The organism is Nocardia wallacei (assembly GCF_029868745.1).
Lineage (GTDB): Bacteria > Actinomycetota > Actinomycetes > Mycobacteriales > Mycobacteriaceae > Nocardia > Nocardia wallacei_B.
Genome location: NZ_JARWOP010000263.1, coordinates 1 through 15,241 on the forward strand (window position 1 = coordinate 1; position 15,241 = coordinate 15,241).

The 15,241-nt window shown below is 70.1% G+C and carries 13 protein-coding genes and 1 pseudogene; 6 read left to right on the top strand and 8 right to left on the bottom strand.

The window, feature by feature from the left end; all coding sequences use genetic code 11:
- Window positions 1–246 (bottom strand): annotated as a pseudogene (locus QH470_RS23770) (hypothetical protein); the annotation flags it as partial.
- Window positions 247–781: 535 nt separating this feature from the next.
- On the opposite strand from QH470_RS23770, the gene QH470_RS23775 reads away from it, so the two are divergent.
- Window positions 782–2,377 carry an amidase gene (locus QH470_RS23775; protein ID WP_280274575.1) on the top strand — a complete coding sequence of 532 codons (1,596 nt, stop codon included), beginning with the start codon at window positions 782–784 and terminating at the stop codon, window positions 2,375–2,377.
- A 93-nt stretch (window positions 2,378–2,470) separates the two neighbouring features.
- Window positions 2,471–4,204, top strand: a complete 1,734-nt coding sequence (locus QH470_RS23780; RefSeq protein WP_280274576.1) for a sensor histidine kinase — start codon at window positions 2,471–2,473, stop codon at window positions 4,202–4,204.
- A 19-nt stretch (window positions 4,205–4,223) separates the two neighbouring features.
- Here QH470_RS23780 and QH470_RS23785 read toward each other — a convergent pair whose 3' ends face one another.
- Window positions 4,224–4,964: a glucose 1-dehydrogenase gene (locus QH470_RS23785; protein ID WP_280274577.1), complete on the bottom strand. Its 741-nt coding sequence runs from the start codon at window positions 4,962–4,964 to the stop codon at window positions 4,224–4,226.
- 94 nt (window positions 4,965–5,058) lie between these two features.
- Between QH470_RS23785 and QH470_RS23790 the strand changes: the two genes are divergently transcribed.
- Window positions 5,059–6,138: an NAD(P)H-dependent amine dehydrogenase family protein gene (locus tag QH470_RS23790; RefSeq protein ID WP_280274578.1), complete on the top strand. Its 1,080-nt coding sequence runs from the start codon at window positions 5,059–5,061 to the stop codon at window positions 6,136–6,138.
- A 41-nt stretch (window positions 6,139–6,179) separates the two neighbouring features.
- Here QH470_RS23790 and QH470_RS23795 read toward each other — a convergent pair whose 3' ends face one another.
- The 6 genes from QH470_RS23795 to QH470_RS23820 form a co-directional block, all read right to left on the bottom strand.
- Window positions 6,180–6,443: an SAM-dependent methyltransferase gene (locus QH470_RS23795; RefSeq protein WP_280274579.1), complete on the bottom strand. Its 264-nt coding sequence runs from the start codon at window positions 6,441–6,443 to the stop codon at window positions 6,180–6,182.
- 46 nt (window positions 6,444–6,489) lie between these two features.
- The gene (locus tag QH470_RS23800; protein ID WP_280274580.1) at window positions 6,490–7,476 is read right to left on the bottom strand and encodes a glycine betaine ABC transporter substrate-binding protein; all 987 of its coding nucleotides are present in this window, start codon (window positions 7,474–7,476) and stop codon (window positions 6,490–6,492) included.
- Window positions 7,473–8,210 carry an ABC transporter permease gene (locus QH470_RS23805; protein ID WP_280274581.1) on the bottom strand — a complete coding sequence of 246 codons (738 nt, stop codon included), beginning with the start codon at window positions 8,208–8,210 and terminating at the stop codon, window positions 7,473–7,475. The genes QH470_RS23800 and QH470_RS23805 overlap by 4 nt, the downstream gene beginning before the upstream one ends.
- Window positions 8,207–9,490: an ATP-binding cassette domain-containing protein gene (locus QH470_RS23810; protein WP_280274582.1), complete on the bottom strand. Its 1,284-nt coding sequence runs from the start codon at window positions 9,488–9,490 to the stop codon at window positions 8,207–8,209. The genes QH470_RS23805 and QH470_RS23810 overlap by 4 nt, the downstream gene beginning before the upstream one ends.
- Complete coding sequence (locus QH470_RS23815) at window positions 9,487–10,131, bottom strand: ABC transporter permease (protein WP_425302768.1); 645 nt, start codon at window positions 10,129–10,131, stop codon at window positions 9,487–9,489. The genes QH470_RS23810 and QH470_RS23815 overlap by 4 nt, the downstream gene beginning before the upstream one ends.
- Window positions 10,132–10,261: 130 nt before the next feature.
- A complete protein-coding gene (locus QH470_RS23820; protein ID WP_280274583.1) occupies window positions 10,262–11,197 on the bottom strand; it encodes a TauD/TfdA dioxygenase family protein in 936 nt (311 codons plus the stop codon).
- A gap of 157 nt (window positions 11,198–11,354) precedes the next feature.
- On the opposite strand from QH470_RS23820, the gene QH470_RS23825 reads away from it, so the two are divergent.
- The 3 genes from QH470_RS23825 to QH470_RS23835 all read left to right on the top strand — a co-directional run bounded on the left by QH470_RS23825 (window position 11,355) and on the right by QH470_RS23835 (window position 15,123).
- Window positions 11,355–12,851, top strand: coding sequence for an aldehyde dehydrogenase family protein (locus tag QH470_RS23825; protein ID WP_280274584.1), 1,497 nt, complete (start codon window positions 11,355–11,357; stop codon window positions 12,849–12,851).
- 92 nt (window positions 12,852–12,943) lie between these two features.
- Window positions 12,944–14,296: a cytochrome P450 gene (locus QH470_RS23830; protein ID WP_280274585.1), complete on the top strand. Its 1,353-nt coding sequence runs from the start codon at window positions 12,944–12,946 to the stop codon at window positions 14,294–14,296.
- On the top strand, window positions 14,293–15,123 hold the full coding sequence (locus tag QH470_RS23835; RefSeq protein WP_280274586.1) for an SDR family oxidoreductase: 831 nt from the start codon (window positions 14,293–14,295) through the stop codon (window positions 15,121–15,123). The genes QH470_RS23830 and QH470_RS23835 overlap by 4 nt, the downstream gene beginning before the upstream one ends.
- Window positions 15,124–15,241 lie beyond the last annotated feature (118 nt).

The window sequence follows — 15,241 nt, forward strand, 5'->3', positions numbered from 1 at the left end:
GTCCAGCACATGCTCGTACCGCTGTGTCTCGCCGAGCCCCGCGAGTTCCTGTGACAGCGCGCCCGGCGCCGGGGCGCGCGTGGCGGTGGCCCCCCGGGCGGGGCCGCGCGAGGCGGAAAGCGCCCGCCGCGCCCCCGCCGCGGGGGCCGGCCGGGCGGGGGCCCGGGGGGGGGCGGTGCCCCACGGCGACGCCGATGGACAGGGGTAAAGCGACGAGAAATACCACCACGGAGGCGGGGAGGTCATGGCGAAGCACCACGGAGAGACCGGGGAGCGACGTCCGTCGGGCAGGGTCAATGTCGGTTGACATATTTCTCCTTCGCCGAACCGGGCCACGGTTCGGTTCATCGGGTCAAACATGTTCTGGCATCGAGCAGCTGGCGGGCGAGCGCCGCGGACAGCGAGAACGCGTGCGCGGCGGTGGAACCTCTAGCAGATGTCTTCCGAATGCGAAGACCGATCAATAGTAAAGAATCCGCAAAGGGCATGAAAACTGTTTGCAGTAAGAAAGCTGCTGCCGCGACCGAATCGTGATCTCGCTCATATGTTTTCCACAGGATCGACGCCAGCAGCGCATACTCGGACAAATGACCGATTTGCCATTGATAGCTGAACGCCTGCCCAGATGCCGGGCGCCGGGACCCGCACGGCCTATGCTGGATCCGATTCGCCCGCTCGGCGCGCCGCGGTAACGCCCGAGCAGATCTCGGCCGACATTCTCGAGCAACCTTCACCCGCCGGCACCCGTCGGACGGGCGGTGACACGCACTCAGGAGGCACGATGGCAGGCGCCGGCGCGATCCCGTCCGCGCGGCCCCGCGACGCCCGGCCGTCGCGGCGCACGTTCCTCGCCCGCGCGGGCGCCGCCGGCCTGGGGCTCGCCCTGCCCGCCTGGTCCACCGCCCCCGCGCGGACCGACCCCGCGCGGTCCCCCACGCAGATGTCGATTCAGGAGCTGACGCGGGCGCTGGACCAGGGCGCCCTGACGTCCCGGGAGCTGGTGGCGCAGCACCTCGATCGAATCGCCGTTCTCGACAAGGCCGGTCCGGCGATCAACGCGTTCATCACCGTCGACCACACCGCCGAGGACACCGCCGCCGAACTCGACGAGGAGCGCGCCCGCACGGGCACACGCGGTCCGCTGCACGGCATTCCGATCGTCCTGAAGGACAATTTCAATACCGCCGACCTCCCGACCACCGCGGGCAACGCGCTGTTCCGCGACTACGTTCCCGGCCAGGACGCCACCGTCACCGATCTGCTGCGCCGGGCGGGCGGGATCGTCGTCGGCAAGGCGAACATGCACGAGTGGGCGATGGGCGCGAGCACCGTCAGCTCGCTGGGCGGGCAGACGCGCAATCCCTACGATCCGCAGCGCAGTCCCGGCGGCTCCAGCGGCGGCACCGCCGCCGCCGTCGCCGCCGGTTTCGCCACCGCCGGGCTGGGCACCGACACGCTCGGCTCCATCCGCATCCCGGCCGCGCGCAACAACTGCGTCGGCCTGCGGCCCACCGCCGGGCTGGTCAGCCGGGCCGGGATCATCCCGCTGTCGACCACGCAGGACGCCGCGGGGCCGATCACCCGCACGGTCACCGACGCGGCCCTGATCCTCGATGCCATCGCCGGTCCGGATCCGGCCGACCCGAGCACGCTGGGCTCCGGTCGCCCGGGCCGCAGCTATCTGTCGTTCCTCGACCCGAACGCGTTGGCGGGCAAGCGAATCGGGATCGTCGACGACTTCTTCGGCGACCCCGCCGACCCGGACTGCGCGGCCACCAACGCCGTCGTGGAACGGGCCATCGGCGACATGGCCGCGCTCGGTGCGCATTTCGTGCACATCGGCGATCTCGGCCCGCTCACCTCGCTGGCCGCCGAACTCACCGAGTACGAGTTCCGGCAGGCCATCGACGCGTACCTGGCCGGGTCCGTGACGCCGCCGCCGGCCCGGAACCTGTGGGAGATCATCACCTCCAACACCACCGTGCCCGACGTGCAGCCGCTGCTCATCGCCTACCTGCCGTTCACCACCGAATCCCCGATGTACCAGGCGGCCTTCGCCGCTCGTACGGCGATGATCGAGTACACCCTGCGCGTGCTCGGCGACAACCGGCTCGACGCCCTGCTCTACCCGACGACCCAGACCCCGGCCCCGCCGATCGACGCGCCGGGGGCGATGCGCACGGTGGACATGCTGGCCGAGGGCCGCAGTCCGGTCACCGGGCTGCCCGCCATCACCGTGCCCGCCGGGTTCACCGACGCGGGCCTCCCGATCGGCGTCGAACTGCTGGGCCGACCGCTCGACGACGGAAAGCTCCTCGCCCTGGCGTACGCCTACGAGCAGGCCACCCACCACCGCACCCCGCCGCCCCTGGGGTAATCCCTGTCGCGGACCGATGCCGTGCGAGACCCGCGGTGCGCGTAGAATTTTCGAATCCGAGTTCGGACCCGCTGGACAACAGGAATTGCCGAAGTGACCGACGATTCGCGAACCGGTTCCTACTCCGTGCGGGAGACGCTGTCCCAGCTTCGGCTACGCGAGCTGCTCACCGAGGTGAAGGACCGCGTCGAGCAGATCATCGACGCCCGTGACCGCATGGACGGGCTGGTCGATGCGATGCTCGCGGTCAGCTCCGGCCTCGACCTGGACGAGACGCTGCGCACTATCGTGCGCACCGCGATCAGCCTGGTCGACGCCCGGTACGGCGCACTGGGCATCCGCGGCCACGGGGAGCAGCTGTCCCAGTTCATCTACGAGGGCATCGACGGCGACACCCGGTCGCTGATCGGCGACCTCCCGGAGGGACACGGCGTGCTCGGCCTGTTGTTCCGTCAGCCCAAGCCGATCCGGCTCGAGGACCTGGCCGCGCACGCCGCCTCCGTGGGATTCCCGGCCAACCATCCGCCGATGCGATCGTTCCTCGGCGTCCCGGTCCGCATTCGCGACGAGATCTTCGGAAACCTCTATCTCACCGAGAAATCCGGCCGGCAGCTGTTCACCGAGGACGACGAGCTGATCGTGCAGGCGCTCGCCGCGGCGGCCGGTATCGCCATCGAGAACGCCCGGCTCTACGAGTCTGCCCGCGCCAAGCAGGCCTGGATCGAGGCCACCCGCGACCTGACCACCGAATTCCTCGCGGGCACAGACGAATCCGCGGTCCTGGCCCACCTGGCCGATCACGCCCGGCAGCTCACCCGTTCGGCACAGGTGTATCTGGCCATCGTCGAGGAGCCGGACCTGCGGCCCGAGGACGTCGACCGGCTCGTGATCACCCACAGCTCCGGCACGGCCGACGACCACGCCGGCCGCGGCCTGCGCCTCGAGGGCACCACCCTGGGCACGGTCTTCACCGAGCGCACGGCCCGGCGGCTCGACGACGCCCGCCAGACCGACCTCGCCCGCCTGTTCCCCGGCGCCGGGCCCGCGCTGGTCCTGCCGCTGCACACCCCGGACGCGTCGCTGGGCGTGCTGGTGGCGGTGCGCCCGGTCGAGACCGCTCCGTACGACGACGAAATCCTGGAGCTGGCTTCGGGTTTCACCGATCAGGCCGCGCTGGCGATGCATCTGGCCGACACGCACCGGCAGATGCGCGAGATCGATATCCTCACCGATCGCGACCGCATCGCCCGCGATCTCCACGACCATGTCATCCAGCGGTTGTTCGCCGTCGGCCTGTCACTACAGGGCACCGTGCCGCGCACCCGCGTCCCCGAGGTGCAGGAGCGGCTCGCCGACGCGATCAACAACCTGCAGGAAGTGGTCCAGGAGATCCGCACGTCGATCTTCGAGTTGCACGGCGGCGGCACGGCGGGCACCCGCCTGCGCCAGCGCATCGAGCAGGCGGTCGGGCAGCAGACCGCGGCCACGGCCGTGCGCACCTCGCTGCGGGTGACCGGACCGCTGTCGGTGGTGAGTCCCGAACTGGCCGATCACGCGGAAGCCGTTGTCCGCGAAGCGGTCGGCAATGCCGTGCGGCACGCCGATCCGGCGACCGTCGACGTGGAGATCGATGTCGCGGACAACCTCACCGTGACCGTCACCGACGACGGCCGCGGCATTCCGGACGCCGTCACCCCGGGCGGGCTCACCGATCTGGCGCACCGCGCCGAGACCGGCGGCGGCGAGTTCACGGTCCGAGCCGTCGCCCCCGCCGACGGCTCGGTCCCGCGCGGCACCTGCCTGCGCTGGTCGGCCCCGCTGCACTGACCGCGCCGCGGGGCTCGGTTCAGGAGGTCTTGTGCGGGACGCCCGTGACCAGGCCGCCGTCCACGACGAACTCCGATCCGGTCGCGTAGGCCGACTCGTCGCTGGCCAGGAACAGTACGAAGGTGGCGACCTCCTCCGGTTCGGCCGGGCGGCCCAGCGGGATCGTCACGAGGTCGTCGGGGATGTTCGCGGTCATCGGGGTGCGGATGAGGCCGGGATGCAGGGAGTTGACCCGAATCTTGTGCGGCGCCAACTCGAGTGCCGCCGACTTGGCCAGCCCGCGCACGCCCCATTTGGACGCCACATAGCCGTGCGCCCACGGCGCGCCGCGCAGGCCCTCGATCGATGACACGTTGACGATGGACCCGCCGCCCGCGGCGATCATCGGCTCGACCACCGCCCGCATCCCGAGGAACGTGCCGGTCAGGTTCACATCCAGGATCCGCCGCCACTGCGCCAGGTCGAACTTCTGCAGCGGGCTGCCGTTCACCACACCGGCGTTGTTGATCAGAACGTCGAGCGAGCCGAAATCCTCGACGGCCGTGGCGACCGCCAACTCCCAGTGATCGGGATCGGTCACGTCCAGATGTACGAAGCGGGCGGATTCGCCGATCTCCGCGACGAGCGCCTTGCCCTCGTCGTCGAGGATGTCGCCGACCACCACCCGAGCGCCCTCGGCGACCAGCAGCCGCGCGTGGGCCGCGCCCATCCCGCGGGCGCCACCGCTGATCAGTGCCACTTTTCCGTCTACACGTCCCATGGCGCGACGCTACCATACGAACTAGAACATGTTCTAGACACTGTTCCAGAATGGTGCTCGGAACCACCGAAACCGTTGTCCAGAGGAGTAATTCATGCCCATCCGCGTCGCGCACATCGGCACCGGGAACGTCGGCCGCCTGGCCTTGATCGAGCTGATCACCAATCCGCAGTTCGAGCTGACCGGCGTCTGGGTCGCCACGGCGGGCAAGGTCGGCAAGGACGCGGGCGAACTCGCCGGGCTGGACGTGGTCACCGGGATCACCGCCACCGGCGACCTGGACGAGATCCTCGCCGCCCGGCCCGACTGCGCGGTGTACTGCGCGATGGGCGACACCCGGCTGCCCGAGGCGATGGCCGACTGCCGGCGGCTGCTGGCGCACGGCGTGAACGTCGTGGGTTCCGCGCCCGGCGTGCTGCAGTACCCGTGGCAGGTGGTGCCCGACAAGTCCATCGATCGGGTGGAAGAGGCTGCGCGCGAAGGCAATACGAGCCTGTTCATCAGCGGCGTGGACCCGGGTTTCGTCAATGATCTGATCCCGTTCGCGTTCGCCGGGACCTGCCGCACCGTCGAGCAGATCCGCTGCACGGAGATCGCCGACTACGCCACCTACGACGGCTCGACGGTCATGTTCGACGTGATGGGCTTCGGCAAGCCTCCCGAGGAGATCCCGATGCTGCTGCAACCGGGCGTGCTGAGCATCGCCTGGGGCACCGCGATCCGCCAGCTGGCCGCCGGGCTGGGCATCACCGTCGACGAGATCACCGACACCGCGGTGCGCGAACCCGCGCCGGCGGCATTCGATGTCGCCGCCGGGCATATCCCCGAAGGCGGCACGGCCGCAGTGCGTTTCGAGATCCGCGGCATGGTGCAGGGGCACCCGGCGATCGTCATCGAACACGTCACCCGGCTGCGCGCGGAACTCCGGCCGGACTGGCCGCAGCCCGCCCAGCCGGGCGGCTCCTACCGCGTCGAGATCACCGGCGAGCCCTCCTACACCGTCGACATCTGCCCGACCAGCCGGCACGGCGACCACAACCACGCCGCGATCGCCGCGGCGGCCGGGCGCATCGTGAACGCGATTCCCGCCGTGGTCGCGGCGGCGCCGGGCATCCGGACGACGCTCGACCTTCCGCTGATCACCGGCCGGGGACTGTACTCACCGCCGCGCTGAGCCCGGCCGGCCGCCGCCGCGCGTGCGGCACGCAACGCCGCTCAGGGCTTGCGCGCGACGGCGGCGTAGCCGGGAACCTTGGCGTCCATGGCCTTCGGCGGTTCGGCCTCGCCCGCGAGATAGCGCGTGGCACGGTGGATGAAGCCCCGGTTGGCCTGGGCGGCGACCCGCACCTCGGGCAGCGCCGCCAGCACCTTCTCAGCGGCCTCCGCGTCGACCTGGTAGTGGTCCTTGCCGCCGAGGTAGTAGTCGTACATGCGAGCGATGTGTGGCTCGTGCTGCTTCAGGTCGTACTTGCCCTGCATGAGATCAACATACAAGAACCACAAGGGTTTCCGGCTCCGGCCCCGGCTATCGCACCAGCTTCTCGCTCCGCAGCCAGTCGTAGGCGACGTCGGCGGGATCCTCGCCGTCGATGTCCACCCGGCCGTTGAGTTCCTGCATCAGGTCGTCGGTGAGATGCTCGGAGATCGTGCCGATCAGGTCGCGCAGCCGGGGGTAGCGCTCGAGGACCGCGCCCCGGACGACCGCGGTGCCGCTGTAGGGCAGGAAGAACTTCCTGTCGTCGTCGAGGACCACCAGGTTCAGGTTCTTCACCCGGCCGTCGGTCGTGTAGATCATGCCGAAGTGGCAGGGCGCGCCCTTGGCCGTCGCGGTGTAGACGACGCCGGAGTCCATCCGCGTGACGTTACCGGCGGGCACCCCGTTCGGGTCGTTGTAGGGAATGCCGTACTTCTGCAGCATCGGCACGAAACCGTCGGAGCGGCTGAAGAATTCGTCGTCGACACAGAAGGTGCGGTCCGGCACCGGGAGCGCGGCCACGTCGGACAGCGACCGCACGCCCAGCCGCTGCGCGGTCGGTGTGGCGGCCCCGAAGGCGTAGGTGTCGTTGAAGTTCGCCGGCGGCAGCCACTCCAGGTCGTAGTCGCGCCGCTCGATATCGTGCACGCGCTGCCACAGTTCGTGCGGGTCCGCGATCGTCTCGCTCTGGTTGTGGTAGTTGACCCAGCCGGTGCCGGTGTACTCCCAGAGCACGTCGGCGTCGCCGTTGAGCTGCGCCTGGCGCGACGACGCGGAGCCCGGCGCCCCGGTCATATCGCGGACCTCGGCGCCCGCGGCGGCGAGGTAGGTCGCGGTGATCTTGCCCAGCAGCACGCCCTCGGTGAAGCTCTTCGACGTGACGACCAGCTCCGCACCGTCGAGCGGGCGATCGCCGTCGGGCAGGCTCGCCTCGTGGAACGTGCCCGACGAACTCACCAGGCCGCACCCGGCGAGCATCGACATCGCCACGGCCAGTGCGGAAATCGCGGTGACCAGTCGCGCTCGTGGTGATCTCATGAGATACCTCGCGGGGTCGCGGCCAGTTCGACCAGCCTGCCGAGCCAGTCGATGGTCAGAGCCAGCAATCCGACCAGGATCGCGCCGGAGACCAGCAGCTTGGGCAGGAACAGCGTGACGCCGGTGGTGATCAGCGTGCCGAGGCTGGTGGCGCCGATGAAGGTGCTCAGCGTCGCGGTGCCGACGAGAATGACCAGCGCGGTCCGCACCCCGTTGAGAATCACCGGCACCGCGAGCGGCAGCTCCACCTGGAACAGCGTGCGGGCGCCGGAGAATCCGATGCCGCGCGAGGCCTCGATGGTGCGCTGATCCACCTGCCGCAGCCCGACGATGGTGTTCTGCAGGATCGGCAGGATCGCGTACACGACCAAACCGACTATCGCCGTGCGGAATCCGGTCCCCAGCCAGAAGGTGAACAGCACCAGCAGGCCGACCGCGGGCGCGGCCTGGCCGATATTGGCGATGTTGACCGCGAGCGGCTCGAGCCGCCGCAGCGCGGGCCGGGTCAGCGCGACACCCAGCGGGATCGCGACGATCACCACGATCAGCGTGGCCACCACGGTCAGCTTGATGTGGGACAGGATGGTGGTCTGCAAATTGTCCCAGCCGAGGGACGCCTTCTCCGTCGGGGTGAACGTCGTCGCCCGATACCAGAGCACGTATCCGATGCCGATGACCAGGATGAGCAGCGGCTCGAACCACACGTCCATCGGTAGGCGGCGCAAGCGCTTCACGACGGCTCGCCCGATCCGGGTTCCTCGTCGGCGGCGACCACCGGCGTCGGCACGTTCTCGCTGCCGTCGACGTAGGTTTCGTAGGATCGTTCCGCCTCCTCGGGGCGGCCGTCGGCGAGCTTGGCCTGGATCATCTCGGTCACCGCGGCGATGCCCAGCGACCCGACCACCGCGCCGCGGCCGTCGGTGACGAGCGTCGCGCCCTGGCTGGCGGCGAGCATGGCGTCGAGTGCGTCGTTGAGGGTGGAGGATCGGGCCACGACCGGTAGCCGCCGGTCGAGGTAGTCGGAGACCTCGGCCTTGGTGGCCACTTCGTCCAGGGTGGGCCAGGACCGCGGCCGCCCGGCCCCATCGACCACGACCACCCAGGTGTGCCCGGCGGCCCGCGCCCGTTCGATGACGCCCTGCGACGGCTCGCCCACCCGCGCGGTGACCACGTCGTCGGTCGCCACGTCGCGCACCCGCGACACGGTCAGATACGCCAGCTTCGCACCGGATCCGACGAACTCCTCCACGAACGGCGTGGCCGGATTGGTGAGGATCTCCTCCGGGCTCGCGTACTGCTCGACGTGCCCGCCCTCGGACAGGATCAGCACCCGGTCACCGAGCTTGGTGGCCTCCTCGAAATCGTGGGTGACCACGACGATGGTCTTGCCGAGTTCGTGCTGGATCGCGATCAGGCTGTCCTGCAAGCGAACCCGGGTGATGGGATCGACCGCGCCGAAGGGCTCGTCCATGAGCAGCACCGGCGGGTCGGCCGCCAGCGCGCGGGCGACGCCGACGCGCTGCTGCTGGCCGCCGGACATGTCCTTGGGCAGCCGGTCGGCGAAGGTGGCGGAGTCCAGGCCGACCAGATCGAGCAGGTACTCGGTGCGCTCGGCGATGCGCCGCTTGTCCCAGCCCAGTACCCGCGGGATGGCGGCGATGTTCTTGGCGACCGACCAGTGCGGGAACAGTCCCCCGGATTGGATGACGTATCCGATCGACTGCCGCAGCTTGTCCGGATCCTCCCGGGTGACGTCGCGCCCGCCGATGAAGATGCGGCCCTCGGTCGGCTCGATCAGCCGGTTGATCATCTTGAGCGTCGTCGTCTTGCCGCACCCCGACGGCCCGACGAACGCCACGATCTCGCCCGCCTCGATCTCCAGATCGAGCCGCTGCACCGCCGGCTTCTCTTGTCCCCGATAGCGTTTCACCACCGCGTCCAGCGTGATGGACGCCCCGGTCACATTGCGCTCCGGCGCCGCCGGAGCGGGCCTGCCGGTCACATCAGCGGTCATGACAGTCCCTTTGCGATCGTGAGGCGTCCGAGCAGGACGAGCAGCGCGTCGAACACCAACGCGATGATGACGATGACAATGGTGCCGGTCAGCGCCATTTCGAGAGCGTTCGCGCCACCGAGGCGGGACAGGCCGTTGAAGATCAGCGAGCCCAGGCCGGGCCCGAGGACGTAGGCGACGATGGCGGCGACGCCCACGATCATCTGGGTGGAGACCCGGATGCCGGTCAGGATCACCGGCCAGGCGATCGGCAGTTCGACGGTCAGCAGGATCCGCGAGCGCGAAAAGCCTATGCCGCGTGCGGATTCCACGACCGAGGGCGGTACCGACCGCAGTCCCACGATGGCGTTGCCGATCACCGGCATGGCCGCGAAGAACGCCAGCATCACGAACGACGGCACCACGCCGAGCCCGAACGGGACCAGCAGCAGCGCGAGCAGCGCCAGCGACGGGATCGTCAGCGCGACCCGGCTCGAGGTCAGCGAGAGCTGGGACAGCAGCGGCATCCGGTACACCGCCACCGCGATGAGCACCGCGACCACGGTGCCGACCAGCACCGTCTGAAAGGCCAGGGAGGCATGCTGATACATGAGGAAGGCCAAGGTCCCGCCGCGCCCTCGGACGTAGCTCCATAAATCCACGGGATTCCCCTCGTCAGCCGACCATGTGCCGGTCCTGCCTGTGCGTAGCCCTGGATGCGAGTCGTCACAGGGTAATCGACGCCGCGCGGTCCGCTTCGGACGACGCGCGGCGGGCGGGATATCCGCGCGGCTAGGCGGCTCGTGCGGCCGGGGCGGAGTAGTGCTCGGCGTCTCCGGCGATCACCGTGCTGCGCCGGCCGTCGACGCCGACCGGGACCTCCCCGGCGAGGGTGATGCGGGTGAGCCTGCGGTGTTCGGCGCCGTCGTAGTCGTCGATGGCGTAGTGCTGGGTGGCGCGGTTGTCCCAGATGGCGACGTCGCCGAGCGACCAGTCCCAGCGGGTGGTGTGCTCGAGCCGGGTCACCCGGTCCTGGAACAGCCGGAACAACGTATGCGATTCGTTGCCCGGCAGGCCGACGATCCGTTGCACGAAATTGCCGAGCAGCAGCGCGCGTTCGCCGGTGTCCGGGTGCACCTCGACCACGGGATGCTCGGTCTCGTAGTAGGTGGATTCGAACTCGCCGCGGTAGGCCTCGATGGTCTCGCCCCGGTGGTTGTCCTCGGCGGTCGCGGCGTAGTCGTAGCGGTTGGTGTGCCGCGCGCGCAGGCTCTCGGCCAGCCGCTGGAGCGGTTCGGGCAGCGAGTTGTACGCCGCGACGGTGGAGGCCCACGTGGTGGAGCCGCCGTAGCTCGGCAACGTGACCGCGCGCAGGATCGACGCCTTCGGCACCCGGTCGACGAAGGTGACGTCGGTGTGCCAGCTGTTGGAACGCCCTTGATGCGAGTCGATGGCCAGGCTCTTCACGCCCGCCGACCGGACCGTCGGATGCGGGATCGTCGGCGTGCCCAGCAGCTGCGCGAATTCGTACTGGCCGTCCTCGGTCAGGTGGTGCTGGTCGCGGAAGAAGATCACCTTGTGCTCGTTGAGCGCCGCGCGGAGGGCGGCGACGGTGTCCGCGTCCAGGTCACCGCCGAGCCGGACCCCCTCGATCCGCGCGCCGAGGTGAGTACCGAGCTTGACCACCCGCGCGGTGGTCCGGGCGTCGGCTGTGATGTCGACGGACATACCGGGGACCTTTCACTCGAACCTGACAATCGATCCGACGAAACCACCCGCTCCACCCGGGGGCCAGGATTACGGTCACCCGGATCGAAACCCGGCGGGCCCGACGCGCGGGGGGCCTACCGCGCCGGGCGCCTGACCATTGCGGCACTGTGGTGCGATGATCCTCACCGACGAGCCACTGCTCCGCGCACCGCACCTGCACCTCGGCGGAACCTGGGTGCGTGCGTCCGGCGGCGGCGCCCGCGAGATCCGGAACCCGGCCGACGGCGAGGTGATCGCCGTCGTCGACGAGGCCGATCCGGACGACGTGGCCCGTGCGATCGCCGCGGCGCGCGCCGCCTTCGACGCGGGCGACTGGCCCGCCACCCCGGTGGCGGAGCGGGCCGCGCTGCTGGTGCGGATCGCCGAACTGCTCGAGGCACACCGCGACGACATCGCCCGCATCGAGACCCTCGACACCGGAAAGACGCTGCGCGAGAGCCACATCGACCTCGACGACGTGATCGCGGTATTCCGGTACTACGCCCATCTCGTCGCGGTCGACGCCGACCGGCTGGTCGACACCGGCGACTCGGCGGTGCTCAGCCGCGTCGTGCACGAGCCGGTCGGAGTCTGCGCGCTCATCGCCCCGTGGAACTATCCGCTGCTGCAGATGTCGTGGAAGATCGCGCCCGCGCTGGCGGCCGGTTGCACCGTGGTCGCCAAGCCGAGCGAGGTGACGCCGCTGAGCACGATCGCGCTGGTGCGGCTGATCGACCGGGCGGGCGCCCCGCCCGGGGTGGTGAATCTGGTGCAGGGCGCCGGGGCCGTGGCGGGCGCCGCGCTCACCGGCAGTCCGGACGTCGACCTGATCTCCTTCACCGGCGGCGCCGCCACCGGCGCCGACATCGCCCGCCGGGCGGCCACGCACCTCACCCGGGTCGCGCTGGAACTCGGCGGCAAGAACCCGCATCTCGTCTTCGCCGACGCCGAGCGCGACAGCGCCGTCGACGCGGTGCTGACCGGTGTCTTCCTGCACTCGGGTCAGGTGTGCTCGGCCGGTACCCGGCTGATCGTGCAGGATCGCGTCGCCGACGAGTTCGTCGCGGCGCTCGCCGACCGGGCCGCCCGCATCCGGGTCGGGCCCGGCACCGACCCGTCGAGCCGGACCGGACCGCTGGTGTCCGAGGAGCACCGCGCGAAGGTGGAGGCCTACGTCGCGCTCGGTATCGCCGAGGGCGCCACGCTGATCACCGGCGGCAAGCGGCCCGACGATCCGCGGCTGGCGGCCGGAAGTTATTACCTGCCCACCATTTTCGACCACTGCCACCGCGGCATGCGGATCGTCCAGGAGGAGACCTTCGGGCCCATCCTCACCGTCGAGCGGTTCGGCACCGAGGCCGAGGCCATCGCCCTGGGCAACGACACCGCCTACGGCCTGGCGGCGGGCGTCCGCACCGCCGATCCGGCCCGCGGCGAACGGGTGGTGCGCGCACTGCGCCACGGCACGGTGTGGCTCAACGACTTCGGTTGCTACACGCCGGCCGCGGAGTGGGGCGGGTTCGGCCGTTCCGGCACCGGCCGCGAACTCGGTCCGGGCGGGCTGGCCGAGTACCGGGAGACCAAACACATCTGGCACAACACCGCTCCGGCGGTGGGCGGATGGTTCGACTGACCGTCCCGACCTTGCTCGCCGCGCCTCGGCGTAGTACCGTCCAGACACATGTCCAGGTCACTGTCTGGATCGAATCATCGGGAGGATTGGCGATGACGTTGGTGAAGCCGCGGCAGGTCTCCGGGGGCGAACACGAACACGGGCATCTCGAGGAGTTCCGCACCGATCCGATCGCGCTGATGCGCCGGGTGCGGGCGGAGTGCGGCGACGTCGGCTCGTTCCGCCTGGCCGACAAGGACGTGATCCTGCTGTCGGGCTCGGAGGCCAACGAGTTCTTCTTCCGGGCCGCCGACGAGGACCTCGACCAGGGTGCGGCCTACCCGTTCATGAAGCCGATCTTCGGCGAGGGCGTGGTGTTCGACGCCAGCCCCGAACGTCGCAAGGAGATGCTGCACAATCAGGCGCTGCGCGGCGAGCACATGCGCGGGCACGCGGAAACCATTGCGCGCGAAGTGGATCGGATGCTGGCGGGCTGGGGTGAGAGCGGCGAGATCGACCTGCTGGAGTTCTTCGCCGAGCTGACCATCTACACCTCCTCGGCGTGCCTGATCGGCGTGAAGTTCCGCGACGAACTCGACGAGCGGTTCGCCCACCTGTACCACGAACTGGAACAGGGCACCGACGCGCTGTGCTACGTCGACCCGTACGCTCCCATCGACAGCTTCCGCCGCCGCGACGAGGCCCGCGCCGAACTGGTCGACCTGGTGCAGGGGATCATGAACGGCCGCATCGCCAATCCCCCGCAGGGCAAGGACGATCGGGACATGCTCGACGTGCTGGTGTCGATCCGCGACGAGGAGGGCAACCCGCGCTTCTCCGCCAGCGAGATCACCGGCATCTTCATCTCGATGATGTTCGCCGGGCACCACACCACCTCGGGCACGGCGGCCTGGACGGTCATCGAACTGCTCCGCCACCCCGACCAGCTGGCGCGGGTGGTGACCGAACTCGACGAACTCTACGCCGACGGCAAGGACGTCAGTTTCCATGCGCTGCGCCAGATTCCGCATCTGGAGGCGGTGCTCAAGGAGGTGCTGCGGCTGCACCCGCCGCTGATCATCCTCATGCGGGTGGCCCGCGACGAGTTCGAGGTGTGCGGAAACCGCATCGCGCCGGGCGATCTCGTGGCGGCCACGCCCGCGGTCTCCAACCGCATCCCCGAGGATTTCCCGGAGCCCGACCGGTTCGACCCGGGCCGCTACATCGATCCGAACCAGGCCGACCTGATCAACCGCTGGACCTGGATCCCGTTCGGCGCCGGGCGGCACCGCTGCGTCGGCGCGGCGTTCGCGCTCATGCAGCTCAAGGCGATCTTCTCGATCCTGCTGCGGGACTGGGAGTTCGAGATGGCGCAGCCGTCCGACAGCTACCGCAACGATCACTCCAAGATGGTCGTGCAGTTGCAGCAGCCGTGCGCCGTGCGCTTCCGGCGGCGGGTGCGATGACCGCGCGGGCCGGTCTCGCGGGCCGGACCGTGGCCGTCACCGGCGGGGCGCGCGGCATCGGCCGGGCGATCGCCGGTGTCCTCGCGGCGGCCGGCGCGCGCGTGGTCATCGGCGATATCGACGCGGACGCGGCGGCGGCGACGGGCGCCGAACTCGCGCTCACGGCGGCGCTGCCGCTGGACGTCACCGATCCGGAGTCGTTCCGGGCCTTCCTCGACGCCGCGCAGGCGGCCGCCGGGCCGCTCGATGTGCTGGTCAACAACGCGGGCATCATGCCGGTGGGGCGTTTCGCGGCGGAGCAGGACGCCATCACCCGGCGCATCCTCGACATCAACGTGTACGGCGTGCTGCTCGGCACCAAGCTGGCGCTGCCCGGCATGCTGGACCGCGGGCGCGGCCACATCATCACCGTGGCCTCGCTGGCCGGGACCAATCCGACGCCGGGCATGGCGACCTACTGCGCCAGCAAACAGGCCGTCCTCGGCTTCACCGATGTGATGCGGCTGGAGCACCGCGGCAGCGGCGTGCGGTTCTCGGCGGTGCTGCCGACGTTCACCCGCACCGAACTGATCGCCGGGACCCGTGCGCCGATGGGCCTGCTCGCCGATCCCGGCGACGTGGCGCGCGCCGTCGCCGGCCTGATCGTCCGCCCCCGCCGCCGGGTCACCGTCACGCGGCTGGCGGCGGTGCTCGCGGTGTTCAACGGTCTCACCCCGCGGCCGATCGGCGAGTTCTTCGCGCGGCGGCTCGGCGTCGATCGCCTCTTCACCGACGAGGTCGACCGGGATGCCCGCCGCGCGTACGACGAACGGCTGCAACGCAAGTAACGGCACAGAGCACGAACGGGCGGGGATACGGAATACCGATACCCCCCCGGCGTATTCCGTGGGTGAGTGGTAGGCGACCTGCCAAAGCTTGACGCCGTTGATACAGCCGGACCGCAGC